Source organism: Klebsiella sp. 4_1_44FAA (assembly GCF_000238715.1).
In the GTDB taxonomy this organism is placed as follows: domain Bacteria; phylum Pseudomonadota; class Gammaproteobacteria; order Enterobacterales; family Enterobacteriaceae; genus Klebsiella; species Klebsiella pneumoniae.
Genome location: NZ_JH414798.1, coordinates 421,997 through 443,582, shown reverse-complemented (window position 1 = coordinate 443,582; position 21,586 = coordinate 421,997). Strand labels below are relative to the sequence as shown.

Here is a 21,586-nt window from a genome sequence, read left to right as displayed (position 1 = left end):
AACTAAGGCTATTTTTTGCGCTGCAAAATTATTCGCAGACGATACGTGATTAACGGATCTTCATCACATTAATTATTTTTTCACTGTCTAAAATAATTCGCGGTAGTAACTATTTTCTATCTTACACCCTAACTGAATCGATTTTGTCCTCAAGAGTGATTCAGGATGTATCAAAGCAGATGATGCATTCACGATAATAAAGGAGGTAGCAAGTGACGATTGCTATTGTAATAGGCACACATGGTTGGGCTGCAGAACAGCTGCTGAAAACAGCAGAAATGCTGTTGGGCGAGCAGGAAAACGTTGGCTGGATCGATTTCGTTCCGGGTGAAAATGCCGAAACGTTGATCGAGAAATACAACGCCCAGTTGGCAAAACTGGATACCAGTAAAGGCGTGCTATTTCTCGTCGATACATGGGGAGGCAGCCCTTTCAACGCTGCGAGCCGCATTGTCGTCGATAAAGAGCATTACGAAGTTATCGCCGGCGTCAATATCCCGATGCTGGTGGAAACCTTCATGGCCCGCGACGACGATCCTTCCTTTGATGAACTGGTCGCCTTAGCGGTTGAAACCGGCAGCGAAGGCGTGAAAGCGCTTAAAGCCAAACCGGTGGAAAAAGCGGCCCCTGCGCCCGCGCCTGCCGCAGCGCCAAAAGCCGCCGCACCGGCCAAACCCATGGGCCCGAACGACTACATGGTAATTGGCCTTGCGCGTATAGACGACCGTCTGATCCATGGTCAGGTCGCCACCCGCTGGACCAAAGAGACCAACGTTACCCGCATCATCGTTGTCAGTGATGAAGTGGCCGCGGATACCGTGCGTAAAACTCTGCTGACCCAGGTTGCGCCGCCGGGCGTCACCGCTCACGTGGTGGATGTGGCCAAAATGATCCGCGTCTACAACAACCCCAAGTATGCCGGACAGCGCGTTATGCTGCTGTTTACTAACCCGACCGACGTTGAACGTATCGTCGAGGGCGGCGTGAAAATCACCAGCGTCAACATCGGCGGTATGGCGTTCCGCCAGGGTAAAACCCAGGTTAACAACGCGATTTCAGTCGATGCCAAAGATATTGAGGCGTTTAAAAAGCTGAACGCCCGCGGTATCGAGCTGGAGGCACGTAAAGTGTCCACCGACCCGAAACTGAAAATGATGGATCTGATCGCTAAGGTTGATAAATAACCCGGCGGATCGCGCCCCAGTTTTCACTTTAAGACTTAATCAACAGGAGAAGTACAATGGAGATTACCCTTCTTCAGATTGTGCTGGTGTTCATCGTCGCGTGTATTGCGGGTATGGAGTCGGTACTTGATGAATTTCAGTTCCACCGTCCTCTGATCGCCTGTACGCTGATCGGCGCCGTTCTCGGCGATATGAAAACCGGTATTATCATCGGCGGTACGCTGGAGATGATAGCCCTGGGCTGGATGAACATCGGTGCGGCGGTAGCCCCTGATGCCGCGCTGGCGTCCATTATTTCCACCGTCCTGGTTATTGCCGGCCATCAGAGCATCGGCGCCGGTATCGCGCTGGCTATCCCGCTGGCGGCGGCAGGCCAGGTGCTGACCATCATCGTGCGCACCATCACCGTGGCCTTCCAGCACGCGGCGGATAAAGCGGCGGAGAATGGCAACCTGACCGCCCTGTCGTGGCTGCACGTCTCGTCCCTGTTCCTGCAGGCGATGCGTATCGCTATCCCGGCCGTTATCGTGGCGATTTCCGTCGGCACCAGCGAAGTTCAGGGCCTGCTGAATGCTATCCCGGAAGTGGTCACCAGCGGTCTGAACATCGCCGGCGGAATGATCGTGGTTGTCGGTTATGCAATGGTCATCAACATGATGCGCGCAGGCTATCTGATGCCGTTCTTCTACCTCGGCTTCGTCACCGCCGCCTTCACCAACTTCAACCTGGTGGCCCTGGGTGTGATTGGTGCGGTCATGGCAATCCTCTACATCCAGCTGAGCCCGAAATATAACCGCGTCGCCGGTGCGCCGGCTCAGGCGGCTGGTAACAACGATCTCGATAACGAACTGGACTAACAGGTGAGCGAAATGGTTGATATGACTAAAAATACCACCGAGAAAAAACTCACACAGAGTGATATTCGTGGCGTGTTCATTCGTTCTAACCTGTTCCAGGGTTCATGGAACTTCGAACGTATGCAGGCGCTGGGGTTCTGCTTCTCTATGGTTCCGGCGATTCGTCGTCTGTACCCGGAGAACAACGATGCGCGTAAGCAGGCGATTAAGCGTCACCTTGAGTTTTTCAACACCCACCCTTACGTTGCCGCTCCGGTACTGGGCGTAACGCTGGCGATGGAAGAGCAGCGCGCCAATGGCGCAGAGATTGACGATGGCGCTATCAACGGCATCAAAGTCGGTCTGATGGGACCGCTGGCCGGCGTTGGCGACCCGATCTTCTGGGGTACCGTGCGTCCGGTGTTTGCAGCCTTAGGCGCCGGGATCGCGATGAGCGGTAGCCTGCTCGGTCCTCTGCTGTTCTTTATCCTGTTCAACGCGGTGCGTCTGCTGACCCGTTACTACGGCGTCGCCTATGGTTATCGCAAAGGCGTGGATATCGTTAAAGATATGGGCGGCGGCTTCCTGCAGAAACTGACTGAGGGGGCGTCAATCCTCGGCCTGTTTGTCATGGGGGCGCTGGTTAACAAGTGGACGCATGTGAACATTCCGATGGTGGTGTCAAAAATCACCGGCTCTGACGGACAGGTTCACGTCACCACGGTGCAGACTATCCTTGATCAGCTGATGCCTGGTCTGGTGCCGCTGCTGTTGACCTTCGCCTGTATGTGGCTGCTGCGTAAGAAAGTTAACCCGCTGTGGATCATCGTTGGCTTCTTCGTCATCGGTATCGCCGGCTACGCGGTCGGCCTGCTGGGTCTGTAATTTCCAGGCTGTACGCCGGGGGCTTGCCCCCGGCTTTTTTTTATCAGGAGAAACGCAAAGCAATGACCTTCACGGACCTGGTGATCATCCTGTTTATCCTTGCGCTACTGGCCTACGCGATATATGACCAGTTTATTATGCCGAGGCGAAACGGCCCGGTACTGCTGGCCATCCCCCTGCTTCGCCACAGTCGCGTTGACGGCATGATCTTTGTCGGCCTCACCGCCATTCTGATCTATAACAACATCACCCAGCACGGCACGGCGATCACCACCTGGCTATTATCTGCGCTGGCGCTGATGGGGCTCTATTTATTCTGGATCCGTACGCCGAAAATCATTTTTAAACCGCGCGGCTTTTTCTTCGCCAACGTGTGGATAGAATATCAGCGGATTAAAGAGATGAATTTATCCGAGGACGGTGTGCTGGTGATGCAATTAGAGCAACGGCGGCTGCTGATACGCGTACGAAATATCGACGATCTGGAGAAGATATACAAACTTCTCATTACAACTCAATGACTTAAAAATATAGCCAGCGCTATATTATTCCCGTTAGCAGCGGAGAAATATTATAGCCACGGCTATATTTCCCGCCTAACCTTATCTTTTTTATTAACTATTTTTTCACTTATAAATTTAAATGAAAATCGTTATCATTTGGTTATTAAAATAGCCCTCTTCTGTTATTGTTTTATATTCTAAAAATATGTTAAGGTTGCGCCCGTCGTTGGGGAGTAGCCGATTTCCTGCCCGCCAGGAAATGTACGTGTCAACATACTCGTTGCAAAACGTGGCACGTACGGGTTGAAGAGATTCAATCAGGCGAGACCATAGATACATCACTGCTGTACGTATTGCTCAGCCATTGAGCGGCTCCGCGTATGTTTACTGGGGGCAGCGATGTGTCATATGGATTATCCCCGGTCAGGACACGCACATGAATTTATCCGCTACCATTCTTCTCGCTTTCGGCATGTCCATGGACGCCTTCGCAGCCTCCATCGGCAAAGGCGCCACCCTGCATAAACCCAAATTTTCAGAGGCAGTACGCACCGGGCTGATTTTTGGCGCCATTGAAACCCTGACACCGCTGGTCGGCTGGGGGCTTGGCATGCTGGCCAGCCAGTTTATCCTCGAGTGGAATCACTGGATTGCCTTTATTTTACTGGTGTTTCTCGGCGGGCGAATGATCGTCGAAGGTTTTCGCGGCGACAGCGACGAGGCGTGCGAGGCGCCTCACCGACATGGTTTCTGGCTTCTGGTCACCACCGCCTTCGCCACCAGCCTTGACGCGATGGCCGTCGGCGTCGGTCTGGCCTTCCTGCAGGTCAGCATTGTGACCACCGCGCTGGCGATCGGCTGCGCCACCTTTATCATGTCGACGCTGGGGATGATGGTCGGTCGCTTTATCGGCCCGCTGCTTGGCAAACGAGCCGAAATTCTCGGCGGTATCGTGCTGATTGGCATCGGCAGCGAAATCCTCTGGAGCCATTTCGCCGGTTAAGCTTTACGCTTCGCGCTGCCAGCAGTGGATCATAAAATCGGTCTGGCAACCAAAGGTCGGCTGCTGACGCAGCGCGGCGTGCACTTCGGCTTTAGCCCGCCATGCGAACGGCGTCATCTGCAGCAGGGCCTGCGCTTCACTTCCCGTCAGGATCATCGGGTAAGCCAGCTGCTGCTGAGCCTCCAGGCGGAACCCCGGCATCGCTTCCGTCTTCAGCTCATGCAGGCGAACTTCATCGTAAATCAGCCCTTTCAGCTCCAGTAGGTGACGGGGACCCGGCGTGGCGGTGATCACCCAACCACCGGGACGCACCACCCGCGCCAGCTCTTCGGCGTTGCAGGGCGCGTAAATGCGCACTACCGCGTCGAAGCTAGCGTCGGAAAATGGCAGGCGCTGGCTGGAGGCCACGCAAAAATTCACCTGCGGGTAGCGTTTTGCCGCCGCGCGGATCGCCGGCTTCGACACGTCCAGCCCCCAGCTGCGGCTGGCGATGGCGGCAAACGCGTGGGTGTAATACCCCTCGCCACAGCCGATATCCAGTAAATCCGTAGGGGCGTAATGTCGCAGCCGCTCAGCGATAGCATCCCGTAGCGGCCGATAATGTCCGGCGTCGAGGAACGCCCGCCGGGCCTGCATCATTTCGGCGCTATCGCCGGGATCGCGCGACCGCTTGAACTGCACCGGTAGCAGATTGACGTACCCCTCTTTCGCCAGATCGAACTGGTGCCGCTGCGGGCAGGAATAGTGGTTGTCGCTACGGCTGAGCGGCGCGTGACAAAGGGGGCAACTGTATGACATGACGGCTCCGGTGTTGCTGAAAGGGCGAAAGTGTAGCGCTATTCGCCCCTGCAGACCACTGTTACAGCGCCGGCCCCTGTGGGTGGCTATCGTGCATTACGATCAGATTCTCCGCCCCTTGCGGCATGCCGTCCGGCATGACGTTCTCCAGCCGCAGGACATCGCCCATGATCTGGCTGAAGACCGGCGCGGACACAGCGCCGCCGTAATAGGAACCATTGCTCGGATCGTTCATCACCACCACCAGCGCGAACTGTGGTCGACTGGCGGGCGCCACGCCGGCGGTATAGGCCACATACTTATCGATATATTTGCCGTCCGGGCCGATTTTCTTCGCCGTGCCGGTTTTTACCGCCACCCGGTAGTCGCGTACCGCCGCTTTGGTACCGCCCCCGCCCGGGAGCGCCACGCTCTCCATCATATGTTCCACGCTATGCACAATACTCTCCGGCATCACCCGCGTGCCCATCACCGGCGGATCGATGCGGGTAATCGACAGTGGTCGCGCAATGCCGAAGCCGCCGATGGTGGCGTAGACGTGGGCGAGCTGGAGCGGGGTGACCATCAAACCATAGCCGAAGGCGAAGGTGGCGCGATCCAGTTGCCCCCAGTAGCGGCGATGCGGCATCAGCCCGGCGCTTTCGCCGGTCAACCCCAGCCCCGTCGGTTCGCCGAAGCCGAAAGCTTTATAGGTATCGATCAGATGCTGCACCGGCATGGCGAGCGAGAGGTGGGACACGCCGGTATCGCTGGATTTCTGCAGGATCCCGGTCAGGCTCAGCTCCGGATAATAGCCCACATCGCGAATACGATGGCCATCGAGGACGAACGGATGGGTATCCACCACGCTGTCTGGCTGGACAATCCCCTGCTGCAGCGCAGTCATGATCACCAGCGGTTTGACCGTCGACCCGGGCTCGAAGGTGTCGCTGATGGCCCGGTTGCGAAAATCATCCAGCGTCGCGCTATCGCGATTGTTCGGATTGAAGTCCGGATAGCTGGCCATCGCCAGGATCTCGCCGGTATCAATTTTGATCAATACCGCCGCCCCGGACTCTGCTTTGTTCCAGCGGACGGCGTTGTCGAGGGCGTCTTCCGTCACCGTCTGCAGGCGTTCATCAATACTCAGCTGCAGATTATGCGCCGGAACCGGCGGCACTTCGGTAATGTTCTCAATGACATTGCCATGTTTATCTTTACGCACCAGACGTCGCCCGGGTTTACCGGTCAACTGGGCGTTAAAGCTTTTCTCCACCCCTTCGATGCCCTGATTATCAACATTGGTAAAGCCCAGCAGATTGGCAGCCACGTGGCCCGCCGGGTAGAACCGTCGCGATTCATCGCGCAGGTAGACGCCCGGCAGATGCAGTTTATCAATCCACTCTGCCTGCTCGGGATTGATCTGACGCGCCAGATAGAGAAAGCGAGCGTGGGGATGACTCTGTACCCGCTGGGCCAGCTCTCCGAGGTTGAGGTGCAGCGCTTCGGCCATCGCCTGCCAGCGGGGTCCATAGCCCACACCGCCCTTCTCCATAGTGGTCTGCGGGTCGATCCAGATAGCACTGACCGGAACGCTCACCGCCAGCGGCCGTCCTTCCCGGTCGCTGATCATCCCCCGCTCAACCGCTACGGGTTCTTCGCGCAGGGAGCGCATATCTTCTTGTTTTACCAGGTTATCGGGGGAGATAATTTGTAGCCAGCCCACGCGGACCAGCAGCAGCCCCAGACAACCGAGAATGGCCACACACAGTAACCCGAAGCGAATCGGGGTGAAACTGGCGGCGGACTTCGTTTTTTTCTTTAGCACCATAGCTCCGGCATTGTTTTGCAACCAACTGATTTAACAGAAAATTAGCAAAACTGACTGCTACACAATGCTAATAAAGATGAGTATTTGCAACAAGACGCGACGGGAGGGGGAAAAATGACATGCTTTGCAATAAAAATGCAAAAGCCCCGCGCAGGCGAGGCTTTTATACAAGAAGAATGGTCTTGTATCAGATAGCAGTTACGTTAACTGCAGCCGGACCTTTCTGGCCGTCCTGAATTTCGAACTCAACGTTCTGGCCTTCAGCCAGAGTTTTGAAGCCGTTACCCTGGATAGCGGAGAAGTGTACGAACACGTCTTTGCTGCCATCAGCCGGAGTAATGAAACCAAAACCTTTAGACTCGTTGAACCACTTAACTTGACCTTTAATCTTTGCCATTTGCAAAATTCCTTAGACTGTTTTCTTCGCCTGCTGGCGTTTACCTAGATAAAACTGACACATAACTGCATGAGGCACTAATTTAAGGTTCGGCAGAGAAGCGGTATTCAACGACAACGTGTTTACTCAGGACTTCTTTACTGAAAATGCCACACATAAACAGAACTGTACCTCGTTTAACCCGAAACGTGTTATCACACACTACGTAAATAATGGCAAGCCATTTTTAAACGTGTCTCGATCGTTCGCACAAATTATAAGGTAATCATTTGATCGCCTGCACATTTATGCGTCTTTGCCGCCCCTGGCAAGGCGCTACAGCATCAGCCAATATCGCCCATTCGTTGCCTCATTACTGCAACTTTTTTACCATAGCTCAACAACTTCGCTTCGTCCAGGTATGTCCGTACACGAACTGCTGTAATGTAAGCGTCTGGTGGGCAACGGTGAATATTGATGCGCATAATTCGTTATAACTCCAGACTAAAAATCGCTAAGCCGTGCCAGTGTAGTGATAATAAAACCTGTTAGTCGTCACGCTAAAAATAGTGCTAATTCTGCACCTTAATAATGAAAAAAAGATGACAGTGTCACGTTACCCAACAATAAACGCGGCGAGAATGACTTTATTTACAGCGTGTAATAAAGAGGATATTGCACTAAGAAAGGAATAATGGAATAAGAATAAGATATTACCGCCCGCTATCATGCAGGTGCGCATCTTATGATGCACACCTGTCGGGCGCCTTAACGTTCAGCTACCAGGCGGATAAACTCATCCTCCCCTTTCGCCTTGCCGGCGACGGTCGGCTCAGCCACATCCTCTTTCTCTGGCGCATTAGCTTCGCACAGGCGACGTAACAGCGCATTCTGCCGCTTTTGCTGATCCAGCAGCGCTTGCAGCAGCTCTATCTGCTCATTGGCCCGCGAACTGGCGCGGTTGACGAAGAACCATAACAACAGACCAACAAGCAGCAGCGCCACGGACACAGCCAGCGATGCCAGATTTAAAATCCCAGGATTTAGTAACTCACTCATTTCACCACCTCAAAGAGAAGGCGTTCATTCTACCACCCGCGGCGCAGAAGGAAATCAGTCGGCAGAAAAATGTCTTACCACGGAATAAATTTATTAATAGTGCAAATGCCGCTGAAAAACTGAACATCCTGGTCGCACATTACGTTAAGCATCTGAGTCCACAGCAACAGGCAGCCTGCTATGATGACTATCAGTAAAACCCACCGTAATTTTTTCACTCCACTCTCCGCATCAGTACGCAATGTCGCCAGGATAGCACGGCCTTCTTAAACCGCGGCTAACTGTATTACGAAAGGTAAGTTTAGGAATCATCGACTTGTTTCAAAACGTGTTCGTGTCAAAATCACGCCAGGGATCATACAAATAATGAGGCATCAATGCGATTAATCATTCGTACTATTATCTTGGTGGCTATCTTATGGATTGGCGTATTATTGAGCGGTTATGGGGTGTTATTCCACAGTGAGGAAAACGTCGGCGGTCTGGGTCTTAAGTGCCAATACCTCACCGCCCGCGGAGTCAGCACCGCACTTTATGTTCATTCCGACAGCGGAGTGATCGGCGTCAGCAGTTGCCCTCTGCTGCGTAAAAGCACAACCGTGGTTGATAACGGCTAACATCGAACCGGCGATCGCGACGTAGCGCCGCGGTCGCCAACCCGGTATCCGCCGCCTCAGAACGGATAGTCGTTGTATCCCATTTGTTCAGAAATCTTACGCGCCGCCTGATGGAGCATCGCCACGTATTCATGCAAGCGTTCTTCAGAGAAACGTAGCGTTGGGAAAGAGATGCTCAGCCCGGCGATGACCACGCCGAAACGGTCAAACACCGGCACGCCAATGCAGCGCAGCCCCTCTTCCTGTTCCTCATTATCCTCGCCATAGCCCTGCTCGCGAACGCCATCCAGCACTTTCAGCAACTCCTCGGTGCTGGTAATGGTCCGCTCGGTGCTGCGCTTATACTCCACGCCGTCGAGGATCTGCTCCACTTCGCTGCGATCGCGCCATGCCAGCAGCACCTTGCCAATCGCGGTACTGTACAGCGGGTTGCGGCGGCCAATACGCGAGTACATCCGCAGGTTATACATCGAGTCAATTTTATGGATGTAGACGATACTGTCTTCATCCAGCGCCCCAAGATGGATGGTCTCTTTCGTCAGTCGCGAAAGTTCGCGCATCTGAATATCGGCGCTGCGCACCAGGTCGACGTTCTGCAGCGCGCGCGCGCCCAGTTCGAACAGCTTGAGGGTGAGAGAGTATTTCTCAGACTCTCCTTCCTGTGCCACATAGCCCAGTGATTTCATGGTCTGTAAAAAGCGATAAACGGTGCTTTTCGACATCATGACGCGCTGGGACAGTTCGGTAATGCCAATTTCACGCTCTTCACCCAGCGCCTGTAGGATGCCGAAAACCTTCAATACCGAAGAGACAGAATCTGGCTGTTTATCCAAATCTGCACCTGCCATTTATCACCTCGTCGTAACTGTTTTATAAAAATTAGAACCGGTTTTTATTATAAATTCGCCGCCTCTGAGCCGCAATCATTCTTCTGCCACTTCGTTACAAATCTGCGACATACTGCGAATTAATCAATGCTAAACTCATCATTCAAAAAACCGTTTCATTTAAGACTCATATTCACCATGGATAAAAATTCTTCTGATGGCGTGCCGTTGCCGCAACGCTATGGCGCCATTCTGACCATCGTGCTTGGGCTGACCATGGCCGTGCTCGACGGGGCTATCGCCAACGTCGCGCTGCCGACTATCGCCAGCGATCTCAACGCCTCACCGGCGGCTTCAATCTGGATCGTTAACGCCTACCAAATCGCCATTGTCATCGCCCTGCTGCCGCTATCCTTCCTCGGCGACATGGTCGGCTATCGGCGTATCTATAAGATAGGCCTGGTGGTGTTTATCTTTACCTCGCTGGCCTGCGCGCTGTCGCGTAGCCTCGAAATGCTAACCTTCGCTCGCGTCGCGCAGGGATTGGGCGGCGCCGCGCTGATGAGCGTCAACACCGCGCTGATCCGTCTGATTTATCCGCAGCGCTTTCTTGGTCGCGGCATGGGCATTAACTCCTTTGTCGTTGCCGTCTCTTCGGCGGCCGGCCCGACTATCGCCGCAGCGATCCTCTCCCTCGCCTCATGGCAATGGCTGTTTTTAATTAACGTGCCTCTCGGCATCGTCGCCTTTGTTCTGGCCATGCGCTTTCTGCCGCCCAACAGCGCGCGCAGCAAAATCATCCGCTTCGATCTGCCGAGCGCCATTATGAACGCCCTTACCTTCGGGCTGCTAATCACCGCCCTGAGCGGTTTCGCCCAGGGGCAGTCCACTCAGCTGGTGCTGGCGGAGGTCGCCGCTATGCTGGTGGTGGGGTTCTTCTTCGTTCGCCGCCAGCTCACGATGCCCGTCCCCCTGCTGCCGGTCGACCTGCTGCGTATCCCACTCTTCTCTCTCTCTATCTGCACTTCCATCTGCTCCTTCTGCGCGCAGATGCTGGCGATGGTCTCCCTGCCCTTTTTTCTGCAGTCGATGATGGGGCGCAGCGAAGTGGAGACTGGTCTGCTGCTAACGCCGTGGCCGTTAGCGACCATGGTGATGGCGCCGCTGGCCGGCTATTTGATCGAGAAATGTCATGCCGGGCTGCTGGGGGCTGTCGGCCTGCTGATTATGGCCTGCGGCCTGTTCGGCCTGGCGCTGCTGCCCTCGTCGCCCTCCGATCTGGATATCATCTGGCGCATGGCGCTGTGCGGCGCCGGCTTCGGGCTGTTTCAGTCGCCGAACAACCATACCATCGTCGCCTCGGCTCCGAGCCATCGTAGCGGCGGCGCCAGCGGCATGCTGGGCACCGCTCGCCTGCTCGGACAGAGCACCGGCGCGGCGCTGGTGGCGCTGCTATTCAATTTGCTCGGTAACAACGGCACCCACACCGCCCTGCTGCTGGCCGGCACCCTGGCTATCGTCGCCGCGCTAATTAGCGGTCTGCGGGTCACTCAGCCGCGCGCAGCCTGACGGACGGTAAAAAAAATCCGCAGCTTGCGGGCTGCGGATTTTCGTTTTCAGCGTCAGAAGATGGATTATTTCAGATATTCACCGCTACGCAGGGCTTCAATACGCTTATCCAGCGGCGGGTGAGTCATAAACAGTTCGCTCATGGATTTCGCTTTACCGTTAATGCAGAACGCCATCATGCTGCTGGCTTCCTGCGGCTCATAGCTGGTTTTCAGACGCTGCAGGGCTGCAATCATCTTCTCGCGGCCTACCAGACGCGCCGAGCCGGCGTCAGCATGGAACTCACGGTAACGCGAGAACCACATGGTGATTATGCTGGCCAGAATACCGAACACCAGCTCAAGCACCGTGGCGACGGCGAAGTAGATCAGCGGGTTGCCATTGCTGCTCTCCCCTTCATCTTCCCGGTTGCCGCCGAGGAAACCGGCCGCAATCTGCGCGATAACGCGGGAGATAAAGATAACGAAGGTGTTCACCACCCCCTGGATCAGGGTCATGGTAACCATATCGCCATTGGCGATGTGGCTGATTTCATGGGCAATGACCGCTTCCGCTTCATCACGGCTCATGTTTTGCAACAGCCCGGTGCTGACGGCGACCAGCGAGGCGTCACGACGCGCGCCGGTGGCGAAGGCGTTAATGTCAGGCGCGTGATAGATAGCTACCTGCGGCATGGCAATACCTACCTGCTGCGCCTGCTGCGCAACGGTATTCATCAGCCAGCGTTCCGTTTCGTTGCGCGGCTGCTCGATCACTTCCCCACCCACTGACTTCAGCGCCATCCACTTCGACATCATCAGCGAAACGATAGAACCACCGAAGCCGAACAGCAGGGCCATAATCAGAAGACCGGTCATGCTGCTGGATTGGATCCCCGTGAGGCTTAACACCAGCCCGAACACGACTATCACTGCCAGGTTCGTCAGCAGGAAAAGCGCGATTCGCATCATAATTTTCTTTTTACCTCAATTTAACAAAACGCACTATGCGATTACCCACATCGTATGGGTCAGGCTGCAATTTTCAACCATCAGCCCCCGCTAAGTCACGATAAAAACACAACTTTACATTTTGTAGCATCTTGCTGACAGCGGCAGCGCAGGTTGACATTTTGTTAGATGAGCTGAATGGCGATGACAACGCGCACAAAAAAAACGGGCACCTCTCAGGGTGCCCGTTAGCAACTTATTTGCTGGCCGGCGGTTCCACCGCCGGGCGCGCTTTTTCCAGATGCGCCAGGTCTACCGCGATATGGACCGTTTCATCAAGATACGGATCCGGCTCCTGGTAATCCTTCGGCAGATCGTCCAGTTTTTTCAGCGGCGGCTTGCCTTCGCGTTTCAGGCGATCGTTAATCCGCGCCAGACGAATCGCATCATCTTCTTCGTTCTCTTTCTCACGCTGGGCGTAGTTCAGAGAGACGATGTTACGTTTGTCCTTCATCGCGTTATAACGGGCAATATCCTTCATGATGTACTGGAATTCAGGATCCTGCGCAATACGCTCGTCGTGGCGCTTGAGCAGCTCCGGTCCAAACGGGGTCAGATCCCCGGACTTCACATAGGTGGCCGCGTTGATGCTATCCCACGGCAGCGCGTTGTCTTCATACTGCTCGCCGGTTTCGCGATCTTCATTGCCGGTTGGCATCATGATATCCGGCGTCACGCCTTTGCGCTGCGTACTGCCGCCGTTAATACGATAGAACTTCTGGATGGTGTACTGGACGGAACCCAACGCCGGCCACTCCGGACGCAGCATTTGATCGTAAATACGATTCAACGAGCGATACTGCTGTACCGTCCCTTTACCGAAGGTCGGTTCGCCAACGATCAGCGCGCGGCCATAGTCCTGCATCGCTGCGGCGAAGATCTCAGACGCCGAGGCGCTAAAGCGGTCAACCAGCACCACCAGCGGCCCTTTGTAATAAACCACGCCATCGTTGTCGCTGTCTTCGCGCACTTTGCCATTATTATCCCGCACCTGCACCACCGGACCGGACGGAATAAACAGACCCGAGAGCGATACCGCCTCTGTCAGCGCTCCGCCGCCGTTGCTGCGCAGGTCAATGATGATGCTGCTGACGTTCTGTTTTTCCAGCTTCTGCAGCTGCACTTTCACGTCATCGGTCAGGCCAACGTAAAAGCCTGGAATATCCAGCACGCCGACTTTTTCTTTCCCGACGGTTTTCACCGACATCTTCACCGCACGGTCTTCCAGACGAATGCGCTCGCGGGTCAGCGTTACAATACGCGTCTTGGCTCCTTTACCGGCCGGCAGGATTTCAAGACGAACCTTGCTGCCCTTCGGCCCTTTAATCAGCGCCACGACGTCATCCAGACGCCAGCCGATGACATCAACCATCGACTTCCCGGTCTGGCCAACGCCAACGATGCGATCGCCGACGCTGATCGCTTTGCTTTTCGCGGCTGGACCGCCCGCCACCAGCGAATTAATGACGGTATAGTCATCATCCATCTGCAGCACGGCGCCGATCCCCTCGAGTGAGAGGCTCATTTCGGTGTTGAACTGCTCGGTATTACGCGGCGACAGATAATTTGTGTGCGGATCGATTTCGCGAGCGAAGGCGGTCATCGCCAGCGAGAAGACATCTTCGCTGTTGGTTTGCGCCAGGCGACGGATAGCAAACTTATAGCGACGGGTTAAGGTGTCGCGGATCTCTTTATCGTCTTTACCCGCCAGCTTCAGGCTTAACTGGTCAAACTTAACCTTAGCGTCCCACAGCTTGTTCAGCTCGGCCTCGTCTTTTGGCCACGGCGCTTTGGAGCGGTCAAGGTTGAAATTATCATTGCCGGTAAAGTCCATCGGACGTTCAAGCACCTTCAGCGCATACTGATAGCGCTCGAAGCGGCGCTGCTGCCCCAGGTTGTAGAGGTCGTAAAAAACGTCCAGTTTCCCGCTGCGCAGCTCATCGCCAATTTGGTCTTTTTTAGCCGCAAACTTCGCCACATCGCTGGCCAGCAGCACATTGTGGCTGTAGTCCAGCAGGTTCAGGTAACGGTCAAAAATCTTTGCCGAGAAGGCGTTGTCGAGATCAAACTGACGGTAATGAGAGCGGGTAAAGCGCGACGTCACGCGCTCGCTTACCGTCGCGTGCTGCGGCTCTTCTTTCAGCACGGGGATTTGATCTGCGCGGGTTATGTCATCAACAGCGAATGCATGGCCTGCTATTGCCAGCAGGCCCGCAAGCGCGGTGATTTTAAAAAATGTGTTCATGCCTGGCCCGGCCTCCGTTTCAGAACACCAGGTGTTCTGCGCGTACAATCATTGACATACCAGAAGTCAGCTGTACACGAACGCCATCTTTGGTGATTTCCAGAACGGTGGCGTCCATGGCGTTATTGCCTGCTTTTACCTTCAGCGCCTGGCCGACGGTCAGAACGGAAACATCCGATACCGGAGTAAGACGCTCTTCACGCGGGGCTTTGGCCGCAACAGGACGCGGTTTACGCTGTTCAGCGCCTTCTTTACGACGCGGCTGCTGAGGACGCGGTTTACGCTCGCGGCGAACGCCTTCATCCTGCTGGCCTGCGGCCGCAGCGGCTTCGCGTTTTTTCGCCTGCTGGGCTGCGCGCTGCGCCTGAACGCGAGCTTTCGCTTCTTCCAGCTGCTGACGCGCATGGGCAATGTGCTGCTCTTCCAGTTCGCCGCACGGATTGCCATCCAGGTCAACGCGAATAGCGCCGGCTTTTACGCCGTACAGATAACGCCAGCTGGACGTGTAGAGACGTAATGCAGCGCGAAGCTGGGTCTTGCTGAGATTCATCTCACCACCCACTCGCTCAACGAGATCCTGAAAAATTCCGATTTTCAGGGGGCGCGCTTCACCTTCAGCGCTAAAGCACTGCGGGAAACGTTCGGCCAGAAAGGCGATAACTTCTTTACTGCTATTCAACTTAGGTTGATTTTCCATGAAATTTCCTGATTACAACGGACGTAGCCAACAAGCCGCAGGCATGAACAGGCGACATTATAATGACGTCCTCGCTAAATGCTACGTTATCCGTTGATTATCCCACGACACGGGTAAAGATTTTTTGATAATCCGTGGCCGCAATGAGTTTTTCCAGATGCTCGACCAGCGTGCGCAACCCCTGCTCATCTTCAGCGGTGAAGCGCCCGTAAGCCGGACTATCGATATCCAGCACGCCGATAATCTGGCCATTCACGCGCAGAGGGAAGACAATTTCCGAATTACTGGCGGCATCGCAGGCAATGTGGCCGTCAAAGGCGTGGACGTCCTCGACGCGCTGGACCTGAGCCTGCGCCACCGCCGCGCCGCATACGCCTCGCCCGACCGGGATCCGCACGCAGGCCAGTTTGCCCTGGAACGGTCCCAACACCAGGGTATCGCCTTCCAGAAGGTAGAAACCGGCCCAGTTGACCTCGCTCAGCCGCTCGAACAACAGCGCGCTGGTATTGGCGATCATCGCCAGAAAACTGGTTTCACCTGCCATTAATGCCTGGAAATCGCGGTTCAGATCCGCGTAAAATTCTGTTTTGCTCATTATATCTTCACTTTGTTGTCTTACTGCCTGATACGTACAGCCTACTAAAATAAGCATTAAATGCGCTTGGGCTCAAGATGAATTCATTCATAGGTTAAGATAGTGAGATACATTCATTCCTGTACGTAATAAATGCCGATAAAAACACCCACCCTCAAACCTGCGAAAAAGATGGTCGTGCATACCGTCAGCACGCCGCTTCCCTATGCGCATTATCAGCGCTGTACGCAGTGTGACATGCTCTTCCGCTTACCGGTGCTCAAACGCAACCAAAGCGCCTGGTGTCCGCGCTGTAACGCGAAGGTGCGCGATGGCCGCGACTGGTCGCTGACCCGCCTGGGCAGCATGGCCCTCGCGATGCTATTGCTCATGCCTTTCGCCTGGTCTGAGCCTTTGCTGCGCCTGCATCTGTTGGGCGTACGCATCGACGCCAACGTCCTGCAGGGGATCTGGCAGATGACCGCGCAGGGCGATCCGATTACCGCCGCCATGGTGCTGTTTTGCGCGGTAGTCGCCCCGGTGCTGCTGGTGGTCTCCATCAGCTATCTCTGGCTGGGCAATGTGCTGGGGATGAACCTGCGGCCGGTGCTGCTGATGCTCGGCAAGCTTAAAGAGTGGGTGATGCTGGATATCTATCTGGTGGGCATCGGCGTCGCCTCCATCAAGGTGCAGGATTACGCCTTCCTGCAGCCGGGCATCGGTCTGGTGGCGTTTATCTCCCTGACGTTGTTGAGCATCCTGACGCTTATTCATATGAACGTCGAAGAGCTATGGGAGCGTTTCTATCCCGAGCGTCCGGCGACCCGCGCCGATAATAATCTGCAGGTGTGCACCGGCTGCCATTACACCGGCTATCGCGACGCGCGCGGCCGCTGCCGACGCTGCCACACGCCGCTGCATCATCGCCGACCGCAGAGCCTGCAGCGCAGCTGGGCGGCGCTGATTGCCTCGCTGGTTTTCCTCTTTCCGGCCAACCTGTTGCCAATCTCCATCATCTACGTCAACGGCGCGCGCCAGGACGACACGATCCTCTCGGGGATCATCTCCCTGGCCAGCAGCAATATCGCCATTGCCGGGGTCGTGTTTATCGCCAGTATTTTGGTGCCATTCACCAAAGTTATAGTGTTATTTACCCTGCTGCTCAGCATACAATTCAAGTGCGAGCAGGGATTGCGCACCCGCATCCTGCTGCTGCGGCTAATCACCTGGATTGGCCGTTGGTCGATGCTGGATCTGTTTGTTATCTCACTCACCATGTCGCTAATAAATCGCGATCAGCTCCTCGCCTTCACCATGGGGCCGGCTGCGGTTTACTTTGGCGGCGCGGTAATTTTAACTATTCTTGCAGTTGAATGGCTGGACAGCCGCTTACTTTGGGACGCACATGAGTCAGGAAACGCCCGCTTCGCAGACTGAAGCCAGAATAAAAACCAAACGCCGTATTTCGCCATTCTGGCTGCTGCCGGTCATCGCGTTGCTGATTGCCGCCTGGCTAATCTGGACCAGCTTTGACGACCGCGGATCGACGATTACGATTGATTTCCAGTCCGCGAACGGCATCGTGCCGGGACGGACGCCGATCCGCTATCAGGGGGTTGAAGTCGGCACCGTCCAGGATATTAGCCTCAGTAAAGATCTGAGTAAGATTGAGGTTTCGGCCAGCATCAAACGCGATATGAAAGATGCGCTGCGCAAAGAGACCCAGTTCTGGCTGGTCACGCCGAAAGCCTCTCTGGCAGGCGTATCGGGCCTCGATGCGCTGGTGGGCGGGAACTACATCGGCATGATGCCGGGCAAGGGTGAACCCGAAGATCACTTTGTCGCCCTCGACACCCAACCTAAATACCGCATCAACAACGGCGAGCTAATGATCCACCTGCAGGCGCCGGATCTTGGCTCTCTGAACAGCGGCTCGCTGGTCTACTTCCGAAAAATCCCGGTCGGGCGGGTGTATGACTATTCCCTGAATGCCAATAATCAGGGGGTGACCATCGATGTGCTAATTGAGCGCCGGTTTACCAATCTGGTGAAAAAAGGCAGCCGCTTCTGGAACGTCTCAGGCGTCAAGGCCGACGTCGGCCTGAGCGGGGCCAAAGTGCAACTGGAGAACCTGTCCGCGCTGGTGAACGGCGCCATCGCCTTTGACTCCCCCGCCGATTCGCATGTCGCCTCGCAAAACGATGAATATCACCTGTATGAAGATCTGGCGCATAGCCAGCGCGGCGTGGTAGTGACCCTCGATCTGCCTGATGGCGACGGACTGAAAGCAGGCTCGACGCCGCTCATGTATCAGGGGCTGGAGGTGGGCCAGTTAAGCAAACTGAATCTAAACCCCGGCGGCAAAGTTACTGGCGAGATGACCGTCGACCCGAGCGTGGTGACGCTGCTGCGGGAGAAAACGCTGATTCAGATGAAGAAGCCGAAGCTCTCCCTCGATAACCCCAGCATTAGCACCCTACTCACCGGCAATACCTTTGAGCTGGTGCCCGGCGAAGGCGAGCCACGCAATCACTTCTCGGTAATGCCCGCGGATAAAGCGCTGCTGGATGAGCCCAACGTCGCCACCGTTACCCTCTCGGCGCCGGAAAGCTACGGCATCGACGGCGGTCAGCCGCTGGTGCTGCACGGAGTAAAAGTCGGCCAGGTGCTGGAGCGTAAACTGACGGCCAAAGGGGTAACCTTTCAGGTTGCCATTGATCCTGAATACCGCGATCTAATTCACGGCGACAGCAAATTTGTGGTTAACAGTCGTCTGGACGTCAAAGTGGGGCTCGACGGCGTGCAGGTGCTGGGCGCCAGCGCCAGCGAATGGGTGAACGGCGGGATCAGGGTGATCCCGGGCGAAAAAGGCAAAATGCAAAGCAGCTATCCGCTGTACGCTAACCTTGAAAAGGCGCAGGAAAATAGCCTGAGCGAAGTGCCGACCACTACCCTGAGCCTGTCTGCTGAGACGCTGCCTGACGTTCAGGCCGGCTCGGTGGTGCTGTATCGTAAATTTGCCGTCGGCGAGATCATCGCCGTCAAACCGCGCAAGGATGCATTCGATATCGATCTGCATATCAAGCCGGAGTACCGCTACCTGCTGACCAACAACAGCGTCTTCTGGGCGGAAGGCGGTGCGAAGGTCAAGCTTGACGGTAACGGACTCACCGTGCAGGCCTCGCCGCTGGCGCGCGCGATCAAAGGGGCGATCAGTTTCGATAACCTCAATGGCAGCAGCGCCGGAGCACGGCTGAATAACAAACGTATCCTTTATGCATCTGAAACGGCGGCGCGCGCCGTGGGCGGCCAAATCACCCTGCACGCGTACGACGCCGGGAAGATGGCGGCCGGGATGCCGATTCGTTATCTCGGCATCGACATCGGTCAAATCCAGTCGCTGGAGCTAATCACCGCCAAAAACGAAGTGCAGGCGAAAGCGGTGCTCTATCCGGAATACGTCGGCACCTTCGCTCGCGCCGGGACCCGCTTCTCGGTGATCACTCCGCAAATCTCCGCCGCGGGCGTGGAACATCTCGACACCCTGTTCCAGGCCTACATCAACGTTGAGCCCGGCCGCGGCCCGGCACGACGCGATTTTGAGATCCAGGATACGACGATCAGCGATTCGCGTTATATCGACGGCCTGAACATCGTGGTGGAAGCGCCGGAGGCGGGGTCGCTTGGCATCGGTACGCCGGTCCTGTTCCGCGGACTGGAAGTCGGGACGGTTACCGGACTGTCGCTGGGGTCGATGTCTGACCGGGTGATGGTTAAGCTGCGCATCAGTAAGCGCTACCAGTACCTGGTACGTAATAACTCGGTGTTCTGGCTGGCCTCGGGTTACAGCCTCGACTTCGGCCTGATTGGCGGGGTGGTGAAAACCGGTACCTTCAATCAGTTTATCCGCGGCGGGATCGCCTTTGCCACGCCGCCGGGCACGCCGCTGGCGCCGAAGGCCCAGGATGGCAAGCACTTCCTGCTGCAGGAGAGCGAGCCGAAAGAGTGGCGGGAGTGGGGCACCGCTCTGCCGCAGTAATGCCCCCTTCTCCCGCCCCGGGCAACGCCGGGCGCGGGGAGAGGGTAAACCGCACGCCCCGGTGTCACGCGCCGGGGCGTTTGTGCTAAACTGCGCACCCTTTTTTTCTGTGGTGCGCTGCCCGTGGCTGAAAATACTGTCTATTTCCCTGAAGCGTTTCTCGCTCAAATGCGCGCGGCGATGCCAGCGCATCTCTCTTTCGACGACTTTATCGCCGCCTGTCAGCGCCCGCTACGCCGCAGTATTCGCGTCAATACGCTGAAGATTAGCGTCGATGATTTCCTCTCTCTGGTTGCCCCCTACGGCTGGCAGCTCGCGCCGGTGCCCTGGTGCGCAGAGGGATTCTGGATCGAGCGAGAGGATGACGACGCGCTGCCGCTGGGCAGTACCGCCGAACATCTCAGCGGGCTGTTCTATATTCAGGAAGCCAGTTCGATGCTGCCGGTCGCCGCCCTGTTCGCCGATAACCGGCAGCCCGAACGGGTGATGGACGTTGCCGCCGCCCCGGGATCGAAAACCACCCAAATTGCAGCCCGAATGGGCAACGCGGGCGGCATTCTCGCCAATGAATTCTCCGCCAGCCGGGTGAAGGTGCTGCATGCCAACATCAGCCGCTGCGGCATCAGCAACGTCGCTCTGACCCACTTCGACGGCCGGGTTTTTGGCGCGGCCTTGCCCGAAACCTTCGATGCCATCCTGCTTGACGCCCCCTGCTCCGGCGAAGGGGTTGTACGTAAAGACGCCGACGCGCTGAAAAACTGGTCGCCGGAGAGCAACCTCGACATCGCCGCCACTCAGCGCGAGCTTATCGACAGCGCCTTCCATGCTCTGCGCCCTGGCGGGACGCTGGTGTATTCCACCTGCACCCTGAATCGTGAAGAAAATCAATCGGTCATTGAGTGGCTGCTGTCCCGCTATCCGCAGGCGGTGGAGATCCTGCCGCTGGGAGAGTTGTTTCCCGGCGCAGCCGACGCCTTAACCGCGGAAGGTTTTCTGCACGTTTTTCCGCAAATTTACGATTGCGAAGGCTTCTTTGTCGCGAGGTTGCGCAAAACTGCGGCGATCGATCCGCTCCCGGCGCCAGGCTATAAGGTCGGTAAATTCCCGTTTACGCCGCTGAAGGACCGGGAGGCCGCCGCGGTAACTGCCGCCGCCAGGGCTGTTGGCCTGGAGTGGGACGCAGGCCATACGCTGTGGCAGCGGGATAAAGAGCTGTGGCTGTTTCCGCTGGCTTTGGAGCCCCTGTTCGGCAAGGTGCGCTTTTCTCGCATCGGCGTGCGCCTGGCGGAGCTGCACAATAAGGGGTACCGCTGGCAGCATGAGGCGGTTATCGCCTTTGCCGCGCCGCAGCGCGCCTTCGAGCTGTCGCAGGAGGAAGCGGAAGAATGGTATCGCGGGCGCGACGTCTATCCGCAAACCGCGCCTGGGCAGGATGAAACCATTGTGACCTTCCAGGGCGTCCCGCTGGGCCTGGCGAAGCGCGTCGGCTCCCGACTGAAGAACAGCTATCCGCGCGAACTGGTGCGCGATGGAAAACTTTTTGCCGGCAAGGTGTGAGGCCGCGCAAAAAATGCG

Annotated in this window: 19 protein-coding genes and 2 pseudogenes; 10 read left to right on the top strand and 11 right to left on the bottom strand. The window is 56.2% G+C overall.

What is annotated here, in order from left to right:
• Positions 1-212 precede the first annotated feature (212 nt).
• From manX to mntP, 5 genes are all read left to right on the top strand, one after another.
• Complete coding sequence (gene manX, locus HMPREF1024_RS23390) at positions 213-1,184, top strand: PTS mannose transporter subunit IIAB (RefSeq protein ID WP_002910917.1); 972 nt, start codon at positions 213-215, stop codon at positions 1,182-1,184.
• Positions 1,185-1,240: 56 nt separating this feature from the next.
• Positions 1,241-2,041, top strand: coding sequence for a PTS mannose/fructose/sorbose transporter subunit IIC (locus HMPREF1024_RS23395; protein ID WP_002910918.1), 801 nt, complete (start codon positions 1,241-1,243; stop codon positions 2,039-2,041).
• A gap of 12 nt (positions 2,042-2,053) precedes the next feature.
• A complete protein-coding gene (locus tag HMPREF1024_RS23400; protein WP_004145526.1) occupies positions 2,054-2,905 on the top strand; it encodes a PTS mannose transporter subunit IID in 852 nt (283 codons plus the stop codon).
• A 62-nt stretch (positions 2,906-2,967) separates the two neighbouring features.
• Positions 2,968-3,426, top strand: coding sequence for a DUF986 family protein (locus tag HMPREF1024_RS23405; protein ID WP_009307544.1), 459 nt, complete (start codon positions 2,968-2,970; stop codon positions 3,424-3,426).
• A gap of 418 nt (positions 3,427-3,844) precedes the next feature.
• Complete coding sequence (gene mntP, locus HMPREF1024_RS23410) at positions 3,845-4,411, top strand: manganese efflux pump MntP (RefSeq protein WP_002910921.1); 567 nt, start codon at positions 3,845-3,847, stop codon at positions 4,409-4,411.
• Between the two features lie 3 nt (positions 4,412-4,414).
• Here the strand turns inward: mntP and rlmA are convergent, their stop codons facing one another.
• From rlmA to mgrB, 6 genes and pseudogenes are all read right to left on the bottom strand, one after another.
• Positions 4,415-5,209 (bottom strand): 23S rRNA (guanine(745)-N(1))-methyltransferase, encoded by a 795-nt coding sequence (gene rlmA, locus HMPREF1024_RS23415; protein WP_009307543.1) that lies wholly within the window; start codon positions 5,207-5,209, stop codon positions 4,415-4,417.
• 61 nt (positions 5,210-5,270) lie between these two features.
• On the bottom strand, positions 5,271-7,019 hold the full coding sequence (gene ftsI / locus HMPREF1024_RS23420; protein ID WP_002910924.1) for a peptidoglycan glycosyltransferase FtsI: 1,749 nt from the start codon (positions 7,017-7,019) through the stop codon (positions 5,271-5,273).
• A 187-nt stretch (positions 7,020-7,206) separates the two neighbouring features.
• Positions 7,207-7,416 (bottom strand): transcription antiterminator/RNA stability regulator CspE, encoded by a 210-nt coding sequence (gene cspE, locus HMPREF1024_RS23425; RefSeq protein WP_001062678.1) that lies wholly within the window; start codon positions 7,414-7,416, stop codon positions 7,207-7,209.
• An 85-nt stretch (positions 7,417-7,501) separates the two neighbouring features.
• Positions 7,502-7,573 (bottom strand): annotated as a pseudogene (locus tag HMPREF1024_RS28175) (DUF2627 domain-containing protein); the annotation flags it as partial.
• Positions 7,574-8,163: 590 nt separating this feature from the next.
• On the bottom strand, positions 8,164-8,454 hold the full coding sequence (locus HMPREF1024_RS23430) for a YebO family protein (protein WP_002911374.1): 291 nt from the start codon (positions 8,452-8,454) through the stop codon (positions 8,164-8,166).
• A 74-nt stretch (positions 8,455-8,528) separates the two neighbouring features.
• Entirely contained in the window at positions 8,529-8,672 is a 144-nt protein-coding gene (mgrB, locus tag HMPREF1024_RS28165) for a PhoP/PhoQ regulator MgrB (protein WP_002911375.1), read from the bottom strand.
• Between the two features lie 159 nt (positions 8,673-8,831).
• Here mgrB and HMPREF1024_RS23435 point away from each other — a divergent pair, with 159 nt between their 5' ends.
• Positions 8,832-9,071: a YobH family protein gene (locus HMPREF1024_RS23435; protein WP_004145533.1), complete on the top strand. Its 240-nt coding sequence runs from the start codon at positions 8,832-8,834 to the stop codon at positions 9,069-9,071.
• Positions 9,072-9,127: 56 nt separating this feature from the next.
• On the opposite strand, the gene kdgR is transcribed toward HMPREF1024_RS23435, so the two are convergent.
• A complete protein-coding gene (gene kdgR, locus HMPREF1024_RS23440; RefSeq protein ID WP_002911378.1) occupies positions 9,128-9,919 on the bottom strand; it encodes a DNA-binding transcriptional regulator KdgR in 792 nt (263 codons plus the stop codon).
• Positions 9,920-10,096: 177 nt separating this feature from the next.
• Between kdgR and HMPREF1024_RS23445 the strand changes: the two genes are divergently transcribed.
• Positions 10,097-11,467: an MFS transporter gene (locus HMPREF1024_RS23445; protein WP_004184658.1), complete on the top strand. Its 1,371-nt coding sequence runs from the start codon at positions 10,097-10,099 to the stop codon at positions 11,465-11,467.
• A 65-nt stretch (positions 11,468-11,532) separates the two neighbouring features.
• On the opposite strand, the gene htpX is transcribed toward HMPREF1024_RS23445, so the two are convergent.
• The 4 genes and pseudogenes from htpX to HMPREF1024_RS23465 all read right to left on the bottom strand — a co-directional run bounded on the left by htpX (position 11,533) and on the right by HMPREF1024_RS23465 (position 15,993).
• Entirely contained in the window at positions 11,533-12,417 is an 885-nt protein-coding gene (htpX, locus tag HMPREF1024_RS23450; RefSeq protein ID WP_009307542.1) for a protease HtpX, read from the bottom strand.
• Positions 12,418-12,652: 235 nt separating this feature from the next.
• Complete coding sequence (gene prc / locus HMPREF1024_RS23455) at positions 12,653-14,701, bottom strand: carboxy terminal-processing peptidase (RefSeq protein WP_004145536.1); 2,049 nt, start codon at positions 14,699-14,701, stop codon at positions 12,653-12,655.
• Between the two features lie 19 nt (positions 14,702-14,720).
• A complete protein-coding gene (gene proQ / locus HMPREF1024_RS23460; protein ID WP_002911385.1) occupies positions 14,721-15,398 on the bottom strand; it encodes an RNA chaperone ProQ in 678 nt (225 codons plus the stop codon).
• Positions 15,399-15,479: 81 nt separating this feature from the next.
• A pseudogene (locus HMPREF1024_RS23465) lies at positions 15,480-15,993 on the bottom strand (GAF domain-containing protein).
• Positions 15,994-16,125: 132 nt separating this feature from the next.
• Here HMPREF1024_RS23465 and yebS point away from each other — a divergent pair.
• The 3 genes from yebS (at position 16,126) to rsmF (ending at position 21,568) form a co-directional block, all read left to right on the top strand.
• A complete protein-coding gene (yebS, locus tag HMPREF1024_RS23470; RefSeq protein ID WP_002911387.1) occupies positions 16,126-17,409 on the top strand; it encodes a membrane integrity lipid transport subunit YebS in 1,284 nt (427 codons plus the stop codon).
• Positions 17,378-20,011, top strand: a complete 2,634-nt coding sequence (locus HMPREF1024_RS23475) for a PqiB family protein (protein WP_002911388.1) — start codon at positions 17,378-17,380, stop codon at positions 20,009-20,011. The genes yebS and HMPREF1024_RS23475 overlap by 32 nt, the downstream gene beginning before the upstream one ends.
• Positions 20,012-20,134: 123 nt before the next feature.
• Positions 20,135-21,568: a 16S rRNA (cytosine(1407)-C(5))-methyltransferase RsmF gene (gene rsmF / locus HMPREF1024_RS23480; RefSeq protein ID WP_004148845.1), complete on the top strand. Its 1,434-nt coding sequence runs from the start codon at positions 20,135-20,137 to the stop codon at positions 21,566-21,568.
• The last annotated feature ends 18 nt before the right edge of the window (positions 21,569-21,586 follow it).

Coding starts and splice junctions, on each gene's coding strand:
- prc (WP_004145536.1), bottom strand. CDS start 14,701: ATGAACACATTTTTTAAAATCACCGCGCTTGCGGGCCTGCTGGCAATA.
- HMPREF1024_RS23405 (WP_009307544.1), top strand. CDS start 2,968: ATGACCTTCACGGACCTGGTGATCATCCTGTTTATCCTTGCGCTACTG.
- HMPREF1024_RS23435 (WP_004145533.1), top strand. CDS start 8,832: ATGCGATTAATCATTCGTACTATTATCTTGGTGGCTATCTTATGGATT.
- rlmA (WP_009307543.1), bottom strand. CDS start 5,209: ATGTCATACAGTTGCCCCCTTTGTCACGCGCCGCTCAGCCGTAGCGAC.
- HMPREF1024_RS23445 (WP_004184658.1), top strand. CDS start 10,097: ATGGATAAAAATTCTTCTGATGGCGTGCCGTTGCCGCAACGCTATGGC.
- proQ (WP_002911385.1), bottom strand. CDS start 15,398: ATGGAAAATCAACCTAAGTTGAATAGCAGTAAAGAAGTTATCGCCTTT.
- htpX (WP_009307542.1), bottom strand. CDS start 12,417: ATGATGCGAATCGCGCTTTTCCTGCTGACGAACCTGGCAGTGATAGTC.
- kdgR (WP_002911378.1), bottom strand. CDS start 9,919: ATGGCAGGTGCAGATTTGGATAAACAGCCAGATTCTGTCTCTTCGGTA.
- HMPREF1024_RS23395 (WP_002910918.1), top strand. CDS start 1,241: ATGGAGATTACCCTTCTTCAGATTGTGCTGGTGTTCATCGTCGCGTGT.
- ftsI (WP_002910924.1), bottom strand. CDS start 7,019: ATGGTGCTAAAGAAAAAAACGAAGTCCGCCGCCAGTTTCACCCCGATT.
- cspE (WP_001062678.1), bottom strand. CDS start 7,416: ATGGCAAAGATTAAAGGTCAAGTTAAGTGGTTCAACGAGTCTAAAGGT.
- yebS (WP_002911387.1), top strand. CDS start 16,126: ATGCCGATAAAAACACCCACCCTCAAACCTGCGAAAAAGATGGTCGTG.
- HMPREF1024_RS23400 (WP_004145526.1), top strand. CDS start 2,054: ATGGTTGATATGACTAAAAATACCACCGAGAAAAAACTCACACAGAGT.
- HMPREF1024_RS23475 (WP_002911388.1), top strand. CDS start 17,378: ATGAGTCAGGAAACGCCCGCTTCGCAGACTGAAGCCAGAATAAAAACC.
- HMPREF1024_RS23430 (WP_002911374.1), bottom strand. CDS start 8,454: ATGAGTGAGTTACTAAATCCTGGGATTTTAAATCTGGCATCGCTGGCT.
- mntP (WP_002910921.1), top strand. CDS start 3,845: ATGAATTTATCCGCTACCATTCTTCTCGCTTTCGGCATGTCCATGGAC.